The following is a 17413-nucleotide window of genomic DNA, read 5'->3' as shown; positions in this document are numbered from 1 at the left end:
TCGTGAGGCAGGTGGAAAGCCATAGACCCCACTCCTGTCTTGGAAGATACCGAGATCTCAGCGCCATAATCTCCGGGGTACTGAATGTCCCAGGGGTGATCAGATCACCTAGGTGACTCGCTTTGTTCTGCGCCAAGAAGGCAAATATCGTGACTGGCGCACCGGCTCGTTGGAACCATTGAGCCATCGAGTCACTCGCCGGGCGTAGAAGATCGGTACACGGTAGCGCGATCAGCAGGAGGGCTGCGAATCCAAGCAGGCATGCGACGGAGCGCCATGTCGCCTTAACCTTCCGCTCGTGTTCCTGCCAAAATTCTGACGCTGATGACATTGACGATCCCGTGACGCTGTCAGGCGGCTCGATGCGCGAATGCTTGGATAGCTTGCAATGCCACCGGCCAGTTCGAGAGCCCAGCGTCCACTAGCTTCAGGGTGAGGTGCTTGATTGCTTCACCCGGAAGTGACTTGAGCTGATCGAGGAGCTGAGACTTATCGGGTTCGAGCAAGTCGGACTCAGCGATCCGTTGGCCGATCAGTTCCTTCAGCGTGTCCTCGCGGAGCTTGACGGTCATGACACCCAAGATTTCGGACAAGCCACCGTCGTCGGCGAGGAAGTCCATCCCGCGAGCCGTGATACTCGGGAGCCCCCAAGCCTTTGTCTCTCCGGGGCCAAATGAATGGGCGGGGCAGTCGACCAGCCCATGTTGATCCAGGTAGGCGATGTTTGCGATGTATCGGCGGGTCGCCTCGGCCCCTTCAGGCTGCAGGAGCGTCCGGTTATCAACGTAATTGGGATAGACGTGAGCAAGTTCTTCCAGTAGCTCTCGCTGGTAGGTGCGGTCAAGGTTCATTCACCCTCCAATTATTCTTCGCTGGGATGTGTGGCTTTGTCTGTAGATTCTGACACTTTTACTTTCCGGATCGTAGCCTGGACTCGTTCCACAACGGGCACCCTCATGAGATGGGTACTCGACGGAGATCAGGGGGTGGTATGACTGACCTACAGAGAAGGCAAGCGCAATGTACCGCTTGACACTGGCAAATGTATCTAGACGGGCAACTACTGGTTGTTTTTTTGATCGGAGACAATATAACGAATCCTATAGATGGGATGCTCGTTACAATCGCCTCGCTCCCTCAACGGGACCACTAACGGGGGATGGGTATATATGACTGGTTCGGCAGCAGCCGATGAGAGCCAAGGTATAAACCCGAAAATTTGGCGTGTCGTGGTCTATGGCGGCATGGGGTTGTTGCTTGTTGTCCTTACAGCTTGTTTCGGATTAACGGGTTGCAGTGAGATGCAAGGAATTCGTCGGTGGATGGAGTTGATGAACGGCGCAACATGGCCAGATCAACCGGCGGCATTGTGCGATTCGAAGCCTTGGCTGTTTAGTTTTTTTCTTGCATTGCGGACAATGTTGAATTTGGGGTCAGTATTTGCCGCCGTCGTTGTGGTGCTCGAGTTGTTCATCTTCCGGAGGAAGAAGATCATGAATGTTCGCCAATTACTTAAAAGTCGGGAGTTGGCAGCTCTCCAGGCTGTTGAGTTAGCGCTCAGTTCTTCGCCGCCTGAGACTCGGGAAGCCGCTCTCGCCGCAGTCAAGAATGCAGGGAAAGATTGGGATAACGATTACCTCCCGACCATACTTGGCACAGATGAGGCAGAGGATGTCTTGGGGCACGTGATTCGTCATCGTGGCCGTGGCCATTCTGCGAGCGTCTGAGCATGAACGCTGCGCTTCCTCTCCAACCAGGTACCGTAGCCCATAAGCACTTGCAGCAGACCCTTGATGACGTGAAGGCGATGGTGAGTTGTCACAATAGAAGGGTTGATGCGATACATGCCCGTGCAGAATCGCTAGCGAGAAGATACGGTGTTCCTCCAGCAGCCGATGTCAGGCAAGTTACTTCGTTCATCGCAAGTAACTTGAATGAGTTGGATTGCAACTGTCCCGGCATTTGCGCAATTCCTCGTTCATATAGCTACTAGCCGCGTGTAGCCTGTTGCGCATATGAAGGGGCGGGAGGCGAAGGTGCACCAGCATTTCCTATACGCGAAGGTGCGAAACAGCGCCACGGGCAACACGGTTTTCTAGATTGCTCGTCAGGCTCCACGCCGACCAAGTCCCTATCGCCCGACGTTGATCGGGATGACCGCGGCACCTGTCTCCAGTGCGTCGAGGTGATCTGCCCAGTGCTGCATCATCTTCCGGCGCTCGGGCAAAAACTCGGCGTGCACGTACGCTGCAGTGACCTGGTTGCGTTCCGCGTGGGCGAGCTGGCGGTCGACGACATCGCGGCTATAACCGAGTTCGCGAAGCACGGTTGCAGCCAGCCCCCGAAACCCGTGGCCGGTCATCCGAGACTTGTAGCCCATGCGGTAGAGCGCGTAGAGCATCGTGTTGTTAGAGATGTGGCTCCGGCCTTGAACGCTGTAAAAGACATGCCGATGGGTGCCGTTCAGCTCACGCAACGCGGCCAATGTGTCGAGCGCCTGGCGCGACAGCGGGACGATATGCGGATCGCGCATCTTCATCCGCTCGGGCGGAATCCGCCATTCGGCGGCGCGTTCGTCGAACTCATCCCATTCGGCGTTGATCATCTCGGTTGTCCGAGTGAACGTCAGAGCCATGAAGCGAAGCGCCAGCCGCGTGACGAGATCGCCTTGGTATGCGGATATGTCTCGCATGAGCTGCGGAATTTCGACGGGCTTGACCCGCGCCATGTGTTGGACGCCGGCCCCTTTCTTGAGAACTGTCTCGGCATCGATGTCCGCGGCCGGATTGCGGGGGCATTTCCCGGTCATGATTCCGTACTGGAACACCGCCCGTGAGCGCTGGAGGATGCGCTTTGCTGTCTCGCGCACGCCGCGGGATTCGACAGCCCTCAGGATCTCCAGCATGTCGGGCGCCTCGATATCTCGTATCGGGCGATGGCCGATTCGGGGGAAAACATCGACCTCCAGCGAGTTGATCACCTTGCCCGCATACACTTCGGTCCAGCCATCCTTCTGGGTCGTAAACCACTCGCGCGCGACAGCCTCAAACGTCGACGCTGCTGCGATCGCCCGAGTGCGTTTGACTTCCCGCTTCTGTTCGGTCGGATCGGTGCCGGCGGCGAGTTGCTTTCGTGCATTGAGGCAGGCTTGCCGAGCCTCGGCCAGTGTCACTTCGGGATAGACGCCGAATGACGCAAGCTTTTCCTTTCCGTCAAATCGATACTTCATGCGCCAGTACCGAGAGCCGTTCGGCATGACCTGCAAATAGAGCCCCTTGCCGTCAGCTAAGCGGTAAGGCTGTTCGGCGGCCTTGGCACGGCGCACCTGCAGTTCAGTTAGCGGATCAGTTCGCTTCGGCATTTGATGATGGGGGTATCGGAGCCGTGTACTTTGGGGTATATCCCCACTGATACCCCCAAAGTACTTGGCTTGTACTTGGCAACCTTGGGCAATGATGGCAGAAAAAGCCTAGGCGACACAAGGCTGTGCGCGATTTTTTGGGTAAACTTGGGAAGTGTTGGGAACTTAGATGGTCCCCCCGACAGGAATCGAACCTGTATCTAGCGCTTAGGAGGCGCTTGTTCTATCCATTGAACTACGGGGAGCGGATAGTCTGGCCGGGTTGAATGCGTCAACCAACCGGCCCGGGCATATCGCTATTGAAATCGATATGCCTGCACAACACCGGAGCCGGAGCATGACGCCCCCGCCGGCGAGCGCAGAGTATATCAAAGACCTTGCAAATAACACGCATCGACGCAGACAAACACACCCATCCAATCCCGTACCCCCCGCCCTTCACACCCACCCGCCCCGCACGTCCCTGAATCGGGACCGACATTCCAGCCGCGTCCATTCACCGCAACAGGAGCCAGCCATGCCCGAGAACCATCTCAAGGTGCGCCCGCTCGTCGGCGGCATTCGAATCGTCACCCACAGCAAGATCGGCACCCTGGGTCTCGTCGTGATGTACGAGGGCGACAAATGCTTCGTGACGGCGGGCCATGTGTTCGGCGCCAAGGACAAGAAAGTGGGGCAGCCCGACGATGCGCACGTGGTCGGCGAGCTGCGCGAGAACTTCCTGCACGCCGACACGCCCCAGGACATCGCGCTGGTCAGCATCGCGCCGGGCGTCGAGGCCGCGCTCAACCAGATCTGGACGAATCAGGGAACCCGGACCGTGCAGTTCGGCGCGAGCGTGCTGCCTGGACGGGGTTCGCGAGTCTGGCTGGAAGGCATGGCAAGCGGCACCTTGACCGGCACGGTGCTCGAACCGGACGTCGATATCACCGTCCCGGAAACCAACGAAGTGGCCCGGAACGTGGTCCTCGTGGAGTTTGACAACGGGATCCAGACCCAGGATGGGGACAGCGGCGCGCCGGTGGTCGGCGAGGGCACCGAGATCTGCTTTGGCGTGTACGGCGGTCGCGTGAAACACGACGGCAAATACTGCGGGTGGTTTACCCCGTTCGACAATCTGGTCTGGGACTAGACAAGGTCATGACGACCGCGAGCGACGATGGTGACCGAACGCGGCGGCGCGGCTCCCGCCCACATTTACGCCCGCGCACCGTGTGCGGCTCCCGCCTCGTGCGCTCGGATCTATGTGTGAAGCATCGACATGCCATACGAGGAAATCGTCTGCCCAGCGGACTGTGCATGAAGCAAAACGCGCCCTGCCTGTCGACGAGGGCGCGTTACAGCGGACCTTGCCGGATCGTCAGGCGCCGATTGCAATGAAGGCGAAGCTGCGATTCGCCGCCTTGCCGGTGCCGTCGCCGGTATTGATCTGGAAGGAGTTCGTGTTGACGAACGGGAAGGCTACGCCATCCAGGTTGCTCTGATTGGCGTTGTCGTAATTGTTCTGCGATCCGACCACGGCGGGCGTCGTCGAGAATCCCTGATTGAACGCAATGGTGTACCGTCCGCTGCTGGTATTCGTGACGGTGAAGTCGTTGCTGCCGCTGATGATTTGCCCGTTCGCATTGACGGAGCCCCAGGAAATGCGAGGAGTGGCCATTTTTTTCTCCAGGATGTCATCCGGTTTGTAAATGGTGGCGCCGTATCGACCATGCCGCGAGCGCAAGCTGTCGACAGACGCCAACCGCGGCGCACCCCTTGTCGGGTCGCCGGGTTCATCCATGCTAAATCGGGGCAATGCGCGGAGTAACCTACGTATTCTGGGAGGTGACGCTGGATTGGCGGGATCGTCAGTCGAGAAACCGACGCTCAGGCGGTGAGCCCGGGCAGGTGATTGACGCGACCCGTGCCACTCCCCCGGATCAGACTCAAAACTCGACCGTGACGAAATCTTCCTTGCCCACGTCGCACAGCGGGCAGCGCCAGTCGTTCGGGATGTCGGCGAACAGCGTACCGGGCGCGATGCCTTCATCCGGCAGCCCATCCGCTTCGTTGTAGATCCAGCCGCAGATCAGGCAGACCCAGCTCTTGTATTCGATGACTTCGCTCATGTGTTGCGTTCCCAATGATGCGTTGATCCGATGCGCCGGCGCACGTTCGCAGCCGGCGGAAAACGCGCAATGGTACCGGAATTCGCGCGCCGCCTCGCCCGCGCCCGTTTCAAACGCGCCCGCCCCGGAACCCCAGCGCCGTGCCGCGCAACAGCGGTGTATGCTGCGAGGGCCTTTCACGTCAGAAGGAGGAAATCGATGCGCAACACGAAATGGATCGCCGGATTGTTCTGTGCGGCCGCGCTCGTCGCGTCCGCCGCTGCCCGCGCCGAGGCGCGGGTGTATTTCGTCGCGCCGGATGACGGCGCGACCGTGTCGAACCCGATACACGTGAAGTTCGGCCTCGAAGGCATGGAGATCCGGCCGGCCGGCGACATGACGCCGAACACGGGCCATCATCACCTGCTGATCGACGGCCGGCCGGTTCCGAAAGGCGACGTGATTCCCGCCTCCGATCGGTCGCTGCACTACGGCAAGGGCCAGACCGAGACCGATATCGTCTTGCCGCCCGGCCGGCACACGCTGACCCTGCAGTTCGGCGACGGCGCCCACCGCTCGTATGGTCCCGAAATAAGCCAGACGATTTCAGTCAACGTCGACCACTGAGTCTGCCCCGCCCGCGTTCGCGGGTTTTGCCGTTCGCCGCCTCGGCCATCAGGCCAGTGCGGCGCCGCGCGCCGCGCCCGGTACAATGGGCGCTTCCGATTCCTCTTCGCCGTTTCCTCCATGTCGCTTTATTCCATCACCGGCGCCCAACTCGCGTTCGGCCACGTCGCGTTGCTCGATCACGCGGATTTCTCGCTCGAGGCCGGCGAACGCGTCGGTCTGATCGGCCGCAACGGCGCAGGCAAGTCGTCGCTCCTGAAGATCGTCGCGGAACTCGCGCGGCCCGACGACGGCCTCGTCACGCGCCAGCAGGATCTCGTGACGGTGTACGTGCCGCAGGAGCCCGAGTTCGACGCCGGGCTGTCGGTGTTCGATGCGGTCGCGTCGGGCCTCACGCACGCCCGCGAGCTGCACGACGAATACGATGCGATCGCGCATCGTCTCGCCGACACGCCCGAGGGCGCGGAGCACGACACGCTGCTGGCCCGCATGAATGCGCTGCAGTCGTCGCTCGACGCGACCGACGCCTGGAACTGGCGCACCCGCGTCGCCACCACGCTCGCGCAGATCGGCCTCGACGGCGAGGCGCAGGTCGACGCGCTGTCGGGCGGCATGCAAAAGCGCGTCGCGCTCGCGCGCGCGCTCGTCGTCCAGCCCGACGTGCTGCTGCTCGACGAACCGACCAACCACCTCGATTTCGACGGCATCCGCTGGCTCGAGGATCTGCTCGTGTCGCAGCGCGCGGGCCTGTTGTTCATCACCCACGACCGCGCGTTCCTCGACCGGGTGGCGACCCGCATCGTCGAGCTCGATCGCGGCCGCCTGCTGTCCTATCCCGGGAATTTCTCGGCGTACCAGGTCCGCAAGGCCCAGCAGCTGGAGGTGGAGCGCGTCGAGAACGAGAAGTTCGACAAGTTCCTCGCCCAGGAAGAGGTGTGGATCCGCAAGGGCGTCGAGGCGCGCCGCACCCGCAGCGTCGGGCGCGTCGCGCGCCTCGAACAGATGCGCAACGAGCGCGCGGAGCGCCGCAACGTGCAGGGCAACGTCAAGCTCGACGTCGCCCAGGGCGAGCGCTCGGGCAAGATCGTCGCGGAGCTGACCGACGTGACGAAGCGCTACGGCGCGCGCGCGGTGGTCGAGCGCTTCTCGGCGACGGTGATGCGCGGCGACAAGATCGGCTTCATCGGCGCGAACGGCGCCGGCAAGACCACGCTGCTCAAGCTGATCCTCGGCGAGATCCAGCCCGACGAAGGCACGGTGCGCACCGGCACCAACCTCCAGGTCGCGTACTTCGACCAGATGCGCGCGCAGCTCGATGCCGAGAAGAGCCTCGCGGACACGATCAGCCCCGGCAGCGAGTGGGTCGAGATCGGCGGCGAGAAGAAGCACGTGATGAGCTATCTCGGCGATTTCCTGTTCGCGCCCGAGCGCGCGCGTTCGCCCGTCAAGTCGCTGTCGGGCGGCGAACGCAACCGCCTGCTGCTCGCGCGCCTGTTCGCGCGGCCCGCCAACGTGCTGGTGCTCGACGAGCCGACCAACGATCTCGACATCCCGACGCTCGAACTCCTCGAGGAGCTGCTGACCGACTACGACGGCACCGTACTGCTCGTCAGCCACGACCGCGCGTTCCTCGACAACGTCGCGACCTCGGTGATCGCGGCGGAAGGCGACGGCCTGTGGCGCGAGTACGTCGGCGGCTTCTCCGACTGGCAGGTGCAGCGCGGGCGCGCGGCGCAGCTGGCCCAGCAGGAGGCCGCGAAGCGCGCGCCCAAGGAGCCGGCCCCCGTGCGCGACGACGCGAAGGGCGCGCCCGGCCGCAATGCCCAGCGCACGGTGAAGCTGTCGTTCAACGAGCAGCGCGAGCTGGACGGGCTGCCCGACCGGATCGCGGCGCTGGAGGCCGAGCAGAAGGCGATCGGCGCCCAGCTCGAGGACGGCGCGATCTTCGCGCGCGACGCCCAGGAGGGCGCCCGCCTGACCGAGCGCTTCGCCGCGCTCGACGACGAACTCCTCGCCGCGCTCGAGCGCTGGGAGCTGCTCGAGGCCAAGCGCAAGCCTGTGTAAGCCTCCGTTCATGAAGGCGCGCCGACGGAACCAGTAGAATACGGCCCGTTCGGCGCGGCGCGCCCGGAGCGACGGCGCTCCGGGCGGCCCGCCACTGCGTTTTGCACAGTGGCCGCCGCCCGCTTTCGAAGCAATCTAAGCTCGCCATTGTTTCGATTCGCTTTTTTATCGAATTCAACGTTTTGTCCACGACGTTATCCACAGTAGCTGTGGATAACTTCACGAGGAATGACGAACCCAAGCGCCTATGTCCACGAAAAAGCCCAGCGCGGCGTATAGCGAAGCATCGATCAAGGTGCTGAAGGGCCTCGAGCCCGTCAAGCAGCGGCCCGGTATGTACACCCGGACCGAGAATCCGCTGCACATCATCCAGGAAGTCATCGACAACGCGTCCGACGAGGCGTTGGGCGGTTACGGCAAGCAGATCACGGTCACGCTGCACGCGGATCAATCGGTATCGGTGGAGGACGACGGGCGCGGCATTCCGTTCGGCCTGCATCCGGAGGAAGGCGTGCCGGTGGTCGAGATCGTCTACACGCGCCTGCATGCGGGCGGCAAGTTCGACAAGGCCGCGGGCGGCGCGTACACGTTCTCGGGCGGCCTGCACGGCGTCGGCGTGTCGGTCACCAACGCGCTCGCGACGCGTCTCGACGTGACGGTGTGGCGCGACGGCAAGGTCGCCACGCTCGGTTTCGCGGAAGGCGACGTGGTGCGGCAGCTGGCGATCCAGTCGGCGGGGCGCGGCGAGAAGAAGACCGGCACCCGCGTGACGGTCTGGCCGAATCCGACGTACTTCGATTCGCCGAACCTGCCGCTCGGCGAGCTGCAGCGCCTGCTGCGCTCCAAGGCGGTGCTGCTGCCGGGCGTCGAGGTGGCGTTCATCAACGAGAAGACGGGCGAGCGCCAGAGCTGGAAGTACGAGGACGGCCTGCGCGGCTACCTGCTCGAAGGGATGAACGACAGCGAGCTGCTGATCCCGCTGTTCGAGGGCGAGCGCTTCGCGGACGGCCGTTCGGGCGACGATTCGTTCGCCGAGGGCGAGGGCGCGTCGTGGGTGGTCGCCTGGAGCGAGGAAGGCTCGCTCGTGCGCGAGTCCTACGTGAACCTGATCCCGACGCCCGCGGGCGGCACCCATGAGTCGGGCCTGCGCGACGGCCTCTACCAGGCGGTGAAGAGCTTCGTCGAGCTGCACAACCTTCAGCCCAAGGGCGTGAAGCTGCTCGCCGAGGACGTGTTCGCGCGGGTGTCCTTCGTGCTGTCCGCGAAGGTGCTCGATCCGCAGTTCCAAGGGCAGATCAAGGAGCGGCTGAACAGCCGCGACGCGGTCAAGCTCGTGTCGTCGTTCGCGCGTCCGGCGCTCGAACTGTGGCTGAACCAGCACGTCGAGCACGGCAAGAAGCTCGCGGAGCTCGTGATCAAGCAGGCGCAGGCGCGCACCCGTGCGGGCCAGAAGGTCGAGAAGCGCAAGAGCTCGGGCGTCGCGGTGCTGCCGGGCAAGCTGACCGACTGCGAGACCGAGGACATCGCGCGCAACGAGCTGTTCCTGGTCGAGGGCGATTCGGCGGGCGGCTCGGCCAAGATGGGCCGCGACAAGGAATACCAGGCGATCCTGCCGCTGCGCGGCAAGGTGCTCAACACCTGGGAAACCGAGCGCGACCGCCTGTTCGCGAACAACGAGGTGCACGACATCTCGGTCGCGATCGGCGTCGATCCGCACAGCCCCGACGACAGCGTCGACCTGTCGAACCTGCGCTACGGCAAGATCTGCATCCTGTCGGATGCGGACGTCGACGGTTCGCACATCCAGGTGCTGCTGCTCACGCTGTTCTTCAAGCACTTCCCGCAGCTGATCGAGCGCGGTCACGTGTTCGTCGCGCGTCCGCCCCTGTTCCGGGTCGATGCGCCCGCGCGCGGCAAGAAGCCCGCGCAGAAGCTCTACGCGCTCGACGAGGGCGAGCGCGTCGCGATCTTCGACAAGCTCGCGAAGGAAGGGGTGCGCGAGAGCCAGCTGAGCGTGAGCCGCTTCAAGGGTCTCGGCGAAATGAGCGCCGAGCAGCTGTGGGACACGACGATGAATCCCGACACCCGCCGCCTGATGCCGGTGCGGCTCGGCGACCTCGACTACGAGCGCACCGTCGCGCGGATGACGATGTTGATGGGCAAGGGCGAAGCCGCCGCGCGCCGCAGCTGGCTCGAGGAAAAGGGCAACGAAGTCGAAGCGGATATCTGAGTGCGGCGGGCCCCGCCCGCTCGCACTCGCGCCACATACAGAACACGGATTCAAGATGGACGACATCACTCCCGATCTTTTCGCCGAGCCGGCCGCGCCGGAAGGCGAGTTCCTCACGCTCGGCCACTACGCCGAGCAGGCGTATCTCGGCTACGCGGTCAGCGTCGTCAAGGGGCGCGCGCTGCCCGACGTCTGCGACGGCCAGAAGCCGGTCCAACGCCGCATCCTCTATGCGATGAACGAGATGGGGCTGGGCAACAACGCGAAGCCCGTCAAGTCCGCGCGCGTCGTCGGCGACGTGCTCGGCAAGTACCACCCGCACGGCGACCAGTCCGCCTATGACGCGCTCGTGCGTCTCGCGCAGGACTTCTCGATGCGCTATCCGCTGATCGACGGCCAGGGCAACTTCGGTTCGCGCGACGGCGACGGCGCGGCGGCGATGCGTTACACGGAAGCGCGCCTCACGCCGATCGCGCAGCTGCTGCTCGACGAGATCGACCAGGGCACGGTCGGCTTCATGCCGAACTACGACGGTTCGTTCGAGGAGCCGAAGCTGCTGCCGGGCCGGCTGCCGTTCGTGCTGCTGAACGGCGCGTCGGGGATCGCGGTCGGGCTCGCGACCGAGATTCCGTCGCACAACCTGCGCGAGGTCGCGGCCGCCGCGGTCGCGCTGATCCGCAATCCGACGCTGTCGCACGACGCGCTGATGCAGCTCGTGCCCGGCCCCGACTTCCCGGGCGGCGGGCAGATCATCTCGAGCGACGCGGAAATCTCGGCCGCCTATAAAGCCGGGCGCGGCAGCCTCAAGGTGCGCGCGTGCTGGAAGATCGAGGAACTGGCGCGCGGCCAGTGGCAGTTGGTGGTGACCGAACTACCGCCGAACACCTCGGGGCAGAAGGTGCTCGAGGAAATCGAGGAACTGACCAATCCGAAGCTGAAGCTCGGCAAGAAGGCCCTGTCGCAGGAACAGGTCAATACCAAGAAGACGATGCTCGACCTGCTCGACGCGGTGCGCGACGAGTCCGGCAAGGATGCGCCGGTGCGGCTCGTGTTCGAGCCGAAGTCGCGCGCGATCGACCAGACCGAGTTCGTCCATTCGTTGCTCGCGCACACGAGCCTCGAATCGAACGCGACGCTGAACCTCGTGATGATCGGCGCGGACGGCCGGCCGGGCCAGAAGGGCTTGTCCGACATCCTCGGCGAGTGGGTGGCGTTCCGCCAGCTGACCGTGACGCGGCGCTGCCGCCACCGGCTCGACAAGGTGAACGACCGGATCCACATCCTCGAAGGGCGGATGATCGTCTTCCTGAACATCGACGAGGTGATCCGCATCATCCGCGAGTCGGACGAGCCGAAGAGCGCGCTGATGAGCGCGTTCGGCCTGACCGAGCGGCAGGCCGACGACATTCTCGACATCCGCCTGCGCCAGCTCGCGCGGCTCGAGAAGTTCAAGATCGAGAAGGAACTCGAGGAGCTGCGCGCGGAGAAGGCGAAGCTCGAAGAGCTGCTTGCTAACGAGAGCGCGATGAAGCGCCTCATGATCAAGGAGATCGAGGGCGACGCGAAGCAGTACGGCGACGAGCGCCGCACGCTGATCCAGCAGGAGAAGCGCGCGACCTTCGAGGCCCGCGTGGTCGACGAGCCGGTGACGGTGGTGGTGTCGCAGAAGGGCTGGGTGCGCGCGCTCAAGGGGCATGGCCTCGATCCGGCGAGCTTCTCGTTCAAGGCCGGCGACGGTCTCTACGCGGCGTTCCAGTGCCGCACGCCCGATACGCTGATCGCGTGGGGCAGCAGCGGCCGCGTGTACTCGGTGGCCGTGCAGCTGCTGCCGGGCGGCCGCGGCGACGGCGTGCCGGTGACCTCGCTGATCGAACTCGAATCGGGCTCGCACCTGCTGCATTACTATGCGGCGCCTGCCGATCAGCCGCTGCTGCTCGCGTCGAACAACGGCTACGGGTTCGTCGCGAAGATCGGCGACATGGTGAGCCGCGTGAAGGCCGGCAAGGCGTTCATGACGATCGACGAAGGCGCAGCGCCGCTCGCGCCGATGCCGGTGCCGGCCGATGCCGTGCAGGTCGCGTGTCTGTCGAGCGGCGGCCGTCTCCTGGTGTTCGGCATGGACGAGATGAAGTCGCTGTCGGGCGGCGGTCGCGGCGTGATCCTGATGGCGCTCGAACCGAGGGAAACCCTCGCGCAGGCGCTCGCGGTCGGGCCGACGGGCGTCGTGCTGATGGGCACGGGCCGGGGCGGCAAGGCGCAGGAGGACCGGCTGACCGGCGCCGCGCTCGAATCGCACGTCGGCAAGCGCGCGCGCAAGGGCCGCGCGCCGGACGGCCGCCTCAAGCTGCTCGGCTTGCGTCCGAACCTCGGCTGATCTCGCGGGGCCCTCGAAGCCGCGTGCCTGCTGTCGCGGGCGCGCGGCTTTGTGTTGTCTGGACCACCGGTCGCGCGACAAGTGCGCGCGATCGACGCGTCGGCCGACCCGCGCGCTGAACCGGCGCGCGCGGCGGCTGTCGAATGCGCGTGATGATCGCGCGCCATGACGCGCGGCTACCGTTCCCCTCAATTCACCCTTCATCAGGATCGCCCGACATGTCCCACGCCGTTGCCCTCGCCTTGTTCCTTCACCTGCTCGGGGTCGCCGTCTGGGTGGGCGGGATGGTGTTCGCGCATTTCTGTCTGCGTCCCGCGTTGTCGGATCTTTCGCCGCAGCTGCGGCTGCCGCTGATCGAGGCGGTGTTCGGCCGCTTCTTCAACTGGGTCGCCGCCGCGGTCATCGCGATCCTCCTGACGGGCGGCTTCCTGCTCGTGAGCTTCGGCGGCGCGCACGCGACCTGGCCGCTGCACGCGATGGCGGGGCTGGGCGTCGTGATGATGCTGATCTTCGGTCACATCCGTTTCGCGCTGTTCCCGCGCATCCGTCGCGCGGTGCAGGCGCAGAACTGGCCGGACGGCGCGCGCGCGGTCGGCGCGATGCGCCTCCTGGTGATCGTGAACCTCGTGCTCGGCGTGGTGACGATCGGGGTGGCCGTGCTGTCGCGCGGCTTCTGATCCGGGCCGCCTACGCGGCCAGCATCTGCTCCAGCAGCCAGGAGCCGGCCGGCCCGAGCGGCCGGCCGCGCGACCAGACGGCGTCGACCGGTACCCGCCGCGGCCAGCCGCGCGCGTTCAGCTCGACGAGCCGCGCGTTCGCGAAGTGCTCGACCATCCAGCGCGGCAGCTCCGCCCAGCCGAAGCCCGCGACCGCCATTTCCAGCAGCATCAGATAGCTCGGCGCCGACCAGGAGCGTCGCCCCGCGACGAGGCCCGTCTCGACCGGCGCGCCGCGCGGCGCGACATAGGTGTTCAGGCGCAGCTCGCGCGCCTCGTGCAGCGCGGCGAGCGGCACCTCGGTCGCGCCGTAGGCGGCGAACGGATGCGTCAGGCCGACGAACAGGCCGATCTCCGAGTGTTCCGCGACCATCGCCGCGCCGATGTCCGGCGGGTAGGTGCTGCGCGCGGCCATCAGGCCGAGCTGGGCGCGGTCCTGCTGGATCAGGTCGAGCACGTCGTCGTGCTCGGCGATCAGGCATTCGAATTCCAGGGTCGGGAAACGCCGGTCGAGCGCCGCGAGCGTCGCGTCGTAGCGCGCCGACTGATAGGTGTCCGACACGGCGAGCGTGAGCCGCGCCTCCTCGCCGCCCGCGAGCCGCGCGGCGAGCTGGTCGATCGCCTCGCCCGCCTCCAGCACGCGCAGCACTTCGGGCAACAGTGCGCGCGCGGCCTCGGTCAGGGTCGGCTGGCGCGTCGAGCGGTCGAACAGCGTGAGGCCGAGGTCGATCTCGAGATTGGCGATCGCCTCGCTGATCGTCGACTGCCGTTTGCCGAGCTTGCGCGCGGCGGCCGAGAACGAGCCGAGCGCCGCGGCTTCGGCAAAGGCGAGCAGGGCTTCGGGAGAGTGGCGCATGCGGGGCTCCGGCAATAGATCGGAAAAACCGATATTAACAAACTGGTTTACACCGGTAAATCCGATGAAAATGGCGACATCGCATTGTTCAACGGAGTGTTTCATGCAAACCCTCAAGAAATCCCTGACCGAGCGGCTTGTTCACGCGCTGACGTTCGAACTGGTCGCCATCGCCCTGTGCGCGCCGCTGCTCAGCTGGGTGCTCGGGCTGTCGCTGGTTCACGTCGGCGCGCTCACGGCCCTGGTCTCGCTCGTCGCGATGGCCTGGAATATCGCGTTCAACGCCTTGTTCGACCGCTTCGAGCGTCGTTTCGGCCTGACCCGCAACCTGGCGCTCCGCGTCATTCACGCGATCGCGTTCGAGCTGGGCCTGGTGGTGATGGTGGTGCCGATCGCGGCGTGGTGGCTGGGCATCAGCCTGTTCGAGGCGCTGGTGCTCGATCTCGGCATCCTGCTGTTCTTCCTGCCGTACACGTTCCTGTTCAACCTCGGCTACGACCGGCTCCGCGCCCGTCTGTCCGCGCCGCGCGCGCTGGCCTGAGGCGGCCCCGGCGCGCGGCGCCGTCCGACCCTCCCATCCATCCCGACGAAGCCGGCCGCGCGCCGGCTTCGTCGCGTGTCAGGTGCGCGGCGCGAGCCGCTCCTCGAACGAATAACGCTGCATGGTGCGCTGGAAGCCGTCGACGAACGCGCGCTCGGCGGCGTTCATCTTGCGGTCGCGGTGCCACAGCAGAAAGATCTCGACGTCCACCAGCCCGTCGTCGGGCGGCAGGCGCCAGAGGCGCTGCTGCAACAGGTCGTCGCGCACCGTGTGCTCGGGCAGGCAGCCGATGCCGTAGCCGGCGAAGATCAGCCGGCGCACCTCGTCGAGGCTCGGCGAGGACGCGACGATCCGCCCGGTGAAGCCTTTCTGGTCGCGGAACACGGTGAGCGGCGAGAGACTGTCGCCGATCTGGTCGCTCGTGAACGACACGAAGTTTTCCGCGAGCAGGTCGTTCATGGTCAGCTGCGACTGGCCGAACAGCCGGTGATGGCGGCCGCAGAAGATCGCGTAGCGCTGGCGCAGGAACGGCGCGCGCGCGAGCTTGTCGACCGGGCTGCGGCACAGGCTCAGGCCCGCCGTCGCGGTTTTCCGCAGCAGCGACGAGATCACGTCGGACGCGCGCATCACGTCGATCTGCAGGTCGACGCGCGGATGCTGGCGATGGAACTCGGCGAGGAACAGATCGTATGCGCCGGACTCGATCCGGCTCACGGTCAGGAGCCGGATCGTGCCGGTCAGGTCGGCGCGGTCGTCGAGTTCGGTGTCGAGGCGCGAGATGGTGCCGTAGATGTCGCTCGCGATCCGGTAGACCTCGCTGCCCGCCTGGGTCGGCTCGAAATGCGGGCCGCGGCGCCGGATCAGCGTGTGGCCGAGCGTGTCTTCGAGACGCTTGAGCGCCTGGCTCACGGCCGGCTGCGTGACGTGCAGGCGCGCGGCCGCGCGGCTCACGCTGCGCTCCTGCATGATCACGAGGAAGGTGCGCAGCAGGTTCCAGTCGAGGCGGTCGTTGAGGAAGCGGGCGGCATCGACGCGCATGGCGGCTCCGGATTACAGGTATTAGTTGAATTTATGCATTGAATAATAAACTGAAATTTGACTAATAATTAATGGGCGGCGATAAACCCCAGGTGCGTGCCCGATGCGCGCGCCGGGCGTGCCCACGATCCGTCCGCCACGACAATAAAACGCGTCCGCCCGCCGTGCCGGCCGGCGAAGACGCGCATCAGAGGAGCTTCGCATCATGACCGTCTCCGTTCCCGCCGCGCGCCAGCCGGTGCGCGCCGCCAGCGCCGCGTTCATCGGCACGATGATCGAGTGGTACGACTTCTACATCTACGCGACCGCGGCCGCGCTCGTGTTCGGCGAGCTGTACTTTCCATCGGGCGACCCGTTCCTGAGCACGATGGCGTCGTTCGGCACGTTCGCGGTCGGCTTTTTCGCGCGGCCGCTCGGCGGCGTGATCTTCGGCCATCTCGGCGACCGGATCGGCCGCAAGAAGGCGCTGATGACGACGCTGATGATGATGGGCGCCGCCACCGTCTGCATCGGCCTGCTGCCCGACCATGCGTCGATCGGCGTGTTCGCGCCGCTGCTGCTCGTGCTGCTGCGCGTCGTGCAGGGCATCGCGGTGGGCGGCGAGTGGGGCGGCGCGGTGCTGATGGCGGGCGAGCATGCGCCCGAAGGCCGGCGCACCTTCTTCGCCTCGTTCGCGCAGCTCGGCAGCCCGGCCGGGCTGATCCTGTCGCTCGTCGCGTTCCGCGCGGTGACCGCGCTCGACAAGGCCGACTTCCTCGCCTGGGGCTGGCGGCTGCCGTTCCTCGCGAGCGCGGTGCTGCTCGTGATCGGGATCCTGATCCGGCACGGCGTCGGCGAGTCGCCCGAATTCGAGCAGGTGCGGCGCGCGCGCCGCACCGCGAGGCTGCCGATCGCCGAGGTGTTCCGGTCGGCGTCCGGCCTCGTGCTGCTGTGCATCGGCGCGAACACGATCGGCATCGCCGGCGTGTATTTCACCAATACCTTCATGATCGCGTACACCACGCAGCATCTCGGCATCGGCAAGTCGACGATCCTCGACTGCCTGTTCGCGGTCGCGCTGATCCAGTTCTGCGCGCAGCCGCTTGCCGCCTGGCTCGCCGAGCGGCTCGGCGGCGCGCGCTTCCTGAAGCTCGCGGCGCTCGCGGCGATGGCGTCGCCGTATCCGATGTTCGTGCTCGTGCGCAGCGGCGAGCCGGCGTCGATCGTGATCGGCATCGCGCTCGCGGTGGTGTGCATGGCGGGCTTCTACTCGGTGATCGCGGGCTTCGTGTCCGGGATCTTCGCGACGCCTATCCGCTACTCGGCCATTTCGCTGTCCTACCAGGTGTGCGGGGCGCTCGCGGGCGGCCTCACGCCGCTCGCCGGCACCTGGCTCGCGCATCGCTACGCGGGCGAGTGGCTGCCGCTCGCGCTGTTCTACACCGCGCTCGCGGGCGTGTCGTTCGCGAGCATCGTCGCGCTCGATGCGCGCCGCGCGAACCGGACGCGCCCGGCCGACACGCTGGAGGCCCGCTGA

Annotated in this window: 15 protein-coding genes and 1 tRNA gene; 9 read left to right on the top strand and 7 right to left on the bottom strand. The window is 65.4% G+C overall.

Annotated features, from left to right (window positions below):
• Positions 1–350: 350 nt before the first annotated feature.
• The gene (locus AC1RQF_RS16875) at positions 351–851 is read right to left on the bottom strand and encodes a hypothetical protein (RefSeq protein ID WP_492872518.1); all 501 of its coding nucleotides are present in this window, start codon (positions 849–851) and stop codon (positions 351–353) included.
• Between the two features lie 318 nt (positions 852–1169).
• Between AC1RQF_RS16875 and AC1RQF_RS16870 the strand changes: the two genes are divergently transcribed.
• Complete coding sequence (locus AC1RQF_RS16870; RefSeq protein WP_492872517.1) at positions 1170–1727, top strand: hypothetical protein; 558 nt, start codon at positions 1170–1172, stop codon at positions 1725–1727.
• 404 nt (positions 1728–2131) lie between these two features.
• On the opposite strand, the gene AC1RQF_RS16865 is transcribed toward AC1RQF_RS16870, so the two are convergent.
• Together AC1RQF_RS16865 and AC1RQF_RS16860 are read right to left on the bottom strand one after the other, a co-directional pair.
• On the bottom strand, positions 2132–3361 hold the full coding sequence (locus tag AC1RQF_RS16865; protein ID WP_492872516.1) for a tyrosine-type recombinase/integrase: 1230 nt from the start codon (positions 3359–3361) through the stop codon (positions 2132–2134).
• Between the two features lie 170 nt (positions 3362–3531).
• Positions 3532–3606 (bottom strand) — tRNA-Arg (locus AC1RQF_RS16860).
• A 272-nt stretch (positions 3607–3878) separates the two neighbouring features.
• On the opposite strand from AC1RQF_RS16860, the gene AC1RQF_RS16855 reads away from it, so the two are divergent.
• On the top strand, positions 3879–4493 hold the full coding sequence (locus tag AC1RQF_RS16855) for a trypsin-like serine protease (RefSeq protein ID WP_273998533.1): 615 nt from the start codon (positions 3879–3881) through the stop codon (positions 4491–4493).
• Positions 4494–4721: 228 nt separating this feature from the next.
• Here the strand turns inward: AC1RQF_RS16855 and AC1RQF_RS16850 are convergent, their stop codons facing one another.
• Positions 4722–5144: a hypothetical protein gene (locus tag AC1RQF_RS16850; RefSeq protein WP_273998531.1), complete on the bottom strand. Its 423-nt coding sequence runs from the start codon at positions 5142–5144 to the stop codon at positions 4722–4724.
• 145 nt (positions 5145–5289) lie between these two features.
• Entirely contained in the window at positions 5290–5472 is a 183-nt protein-coding gene (locus AC1RQF_RS16845; RefSeq protein ID WP_273998530.1) for a rubredoxin, read from the bottom strand.
• Between the two features lie 198 nt (positions 5473–5670).
• Here AC1RQF_RS16845 and AC1RQF_RS16840 point away from each other — a divergent pair, with 198 nt between their 5' ends.
• The 5 genes from AC1RQF_RS16840 to AC1RQF_RS16820 all read left to right on the top strand — a co-directional run bounded on the left by AC1RQF_RS16840 (position 5671) and on the right by AC1RQF_RS16820 (position 13423).
• Positions 5671–6078, top strand: coding sequence for a DUF4399 domain-containing protein (locus AC1RQF_RS16840; RefSeq protein ID WP_273998528.1), 408 nt, complete (start codon positions 5671–5673; stop codon positions 6076–6078).
• A gap of 120 nt (positions 6079–6198) precedes the next feature.
• Positions 6199–8142 (top strand): ATP-binding cassette domain-containing protein, encoded by a 1944-nt coding sequence (locus AC1RQF_RS16835; RefSeq protein ID WP_273998527.1) that lies wholly within the window; start codon positions 6199–6201, stop codon positions 8140–8142.
• A 247-nt stretch (positions 8143–8389) separates the two neighbouring features.
• A complete protein-coding gene (gene parE, locus AC1RQF_RS16830; RefSeq protein WP_273998526.1) occupies positions 8390–10372 on the top strand; it encodes a DNA topoisomerase IV subunit B in 1983 nt (660 codons plus the stop codon).
• Positions 10373–10427: 55 nt separating this feature from the next.
• Positions 10428–12746 (top strand): DNA topoisomerase IV subunit A, encoded by a 2319-nt coding sequence (gene parC, locus AC1RQF_RS16825; RefSeq protein WP_492872515.1) that lies wholly within the window; start codon positions 10428–10430, stop codon positions 12744–12746.
• A gap of 218 nt (positions 12747–12964) precedes the next feature.
• Positions 12965–13423, top strand: a complete 459-nt coding sequence (locus AC1RQF_RS16820; protein WP_273998522.1) for a CopD family protein — start codon at positions 12965–12967, stop codon at positions 13421–13423.
• 10 nt (positions 13424–13433) lie between these two features.
• On the opposite strand, the gene AC1RQF_RS16815 is transcribed toward AC1RQF_RS16820, so the two are convergent.
• On the bottom strand, positions 13434–14318 hold the full coding sequence (locus tag AC1RQF_RS16815) for a LysR family transcriptional regulator (protein ID WP_273998520.1): 885 nt from the start codon (positions 14316–14318) through the stop codon (positions 13434–13436).
• 103 nt (positions 14319–14421) lie between these two features.
• On the opposite strand from AC1RQF_RS16815, the gene AC1RQF_RS16810 reads away from it, so the two are divergent.
• Positions 14422–14859: a multidrug/biocide efflux PACE transporter gene (locus AC1RQF_RS16810; RefSeq protein ID WP_492872514.1), complete on the top strand. Its 438-nt coding sequence runs from the start codon at positions 14422–14424 to the stop codon at positions 14857–14859.
• A gap of 78 nt (positions 14860–14937) precedes the next feature.
• Here the strand turns inward: AC1RQF_RS16810 and AC1RQF_RS16805 are convergent, their stop codons facing one another.
• On the bottom strand, positions 14938–15897 hold the full coding sequence (locus AC1RQF_RS16805; protein WP_492872513.1) for a LysR family transcriptional regulator: 960 nt from the start codon (positions 15895–15897) through the stop codon (positions 14938–14940).
• A 205-nt stretch (positions 15898–16102) separates the two neighbouring features.
• Between AC1RQF_RS16805 and AC1RQF_RS16800 the strand changes: the two genes are divergently transcribed.
• The gene (locus AC1RQF_RS16800) at positions 16103–17413 is read left to right on the top strand and encodes an MFS transporter (protein ID WP_492872512.1); all 1311 of its coding nucleotides are present in this window, start codon (positions 16103–16105) and stop codon (positions 17411–17413) included.

This window comes from Burkholderia sp. GW821-FHT14F03 (assembly GCF_058803765.1).
This window is presented reverse-complemented; position numbering and strand designations above follow the sequence as displayed.

What these genes read in the sequence shown, in the direction of transcription:
- AC1RQF_RS16820 (WP_273998522.1), top strand. Translation starts at nt 12,965, where the DNA reads ATGTCCCACGCCGTTGCCCTCGCCTTGTTCCTTCACCTGCTCGGGGTC.
- AC1RQF_RS16815 (WP_273998520.1), bottom strand. Translation starts at nt 14,318, where the DNA reads ATGCGCCACTCTCCCGAAGCCCTGCTCGCCTTTGCCGAAGCCGCGGCG.
- AC1RQF_RS16875 (WP_492872518.1), bottom strand. Translation starts at nt 851, where the DNA reads ATGAACCTTGACCGCACCTACCAGCGAGAGCTACTGGAAGAACTTGCT.
- AC1RQF_RS16865 (WP_492872516.1), bottom strand. Translation starts at nt 3,361, where the DNA reads ATGCCGAAGCGAACTGATCCGCTAACTGAACTGCAGGTGCGCCGTGCC.
- AC1RQF_RS16850 (WP_273998531.1), bottom strand. Translation starts at nt 5,144, where the DNA reads ATGGATGAACCCGGCGACCCGACAAGGGGTGCGCCGCGGTTGGCGTCT.
- AC1RQF_RS16810 (WP_492872514.1), top strand. Translation starts at nt 14,422, where the DNA reads ATGCAAACCCTCAAGAAATCCCTGACCGAGCGGCTTGTTCACGCGCTG.
- parC (WP_492872515.1), top strand. Translation starts at nt 10,428, where the DNA reads ATGGACGACATCACTCCCGATCTTTTCGCCGAGCCGGCCGCGCCGGAA.
- AC1RQF_RS16855 (WP_273998533.1), top strand. Translation starts at nt 3,879, where the DNA reads ATGCCCGAGAACCATCTCAAGGTGCGCCCGCTCGTCGGCGGCATTCGA.
- AC1RQF_RS16800 (WP_492872512.1), top strand. Translation starts at nt 16,103, where the DNA reads ATGACCGTCTCCGTTCCCGCCGCGCGCCAGCCGGTGCGCGCCGCCAGC.
- parE (WP_273998526.1), top strand. Translation starts at nt 8,390, where the DNA reads ATGTCCACGAAAAAGCCCAGCGCGGCGTATAGCGAAGCATCGATCAAG.
- AC1RQF_RS16840 (WP_273998528.1), top strand. Translation starts at nt 5,671, where the DNA reads ATGCGCAACACGAAATGGATCGCCGGATTGTTCTGTGCGGCCGCGCTC.
- AC1RQF_RS16870 (WP_492872517.1), top strand. Translation starts at nt 1,170, where the DNA reads ATGACTGGTTCGGCAGCAGCCGATGAGAGCCAAGGTATAAACCCGAAA.
- AC1RQF_RS16805 (WP_492872513.1), bottom strand. Translation starts at nt 15,897, where the DNA reads ATGCGCGTCGATGCCGCCCGCTTCCTCAACGACCGCCTCGACTGGAAC.
- AC1RQF_RS16845 (WP_273998530.1), bottom strand. Translation starts at nt 5,472, where the DNA reads ATGAGCGAAGTCATCGAATACAAGAGCTGGGTCTGCCTGATCTGCGGC.
- AC1RQF_RS16835 (WP_273998527.1), top strand. Translation starts at nt 6,199, where the DNA reads ATGTCGCTTTATTCCATCACCGGCGCCCAACTCGCGTTCGGCCACGTC.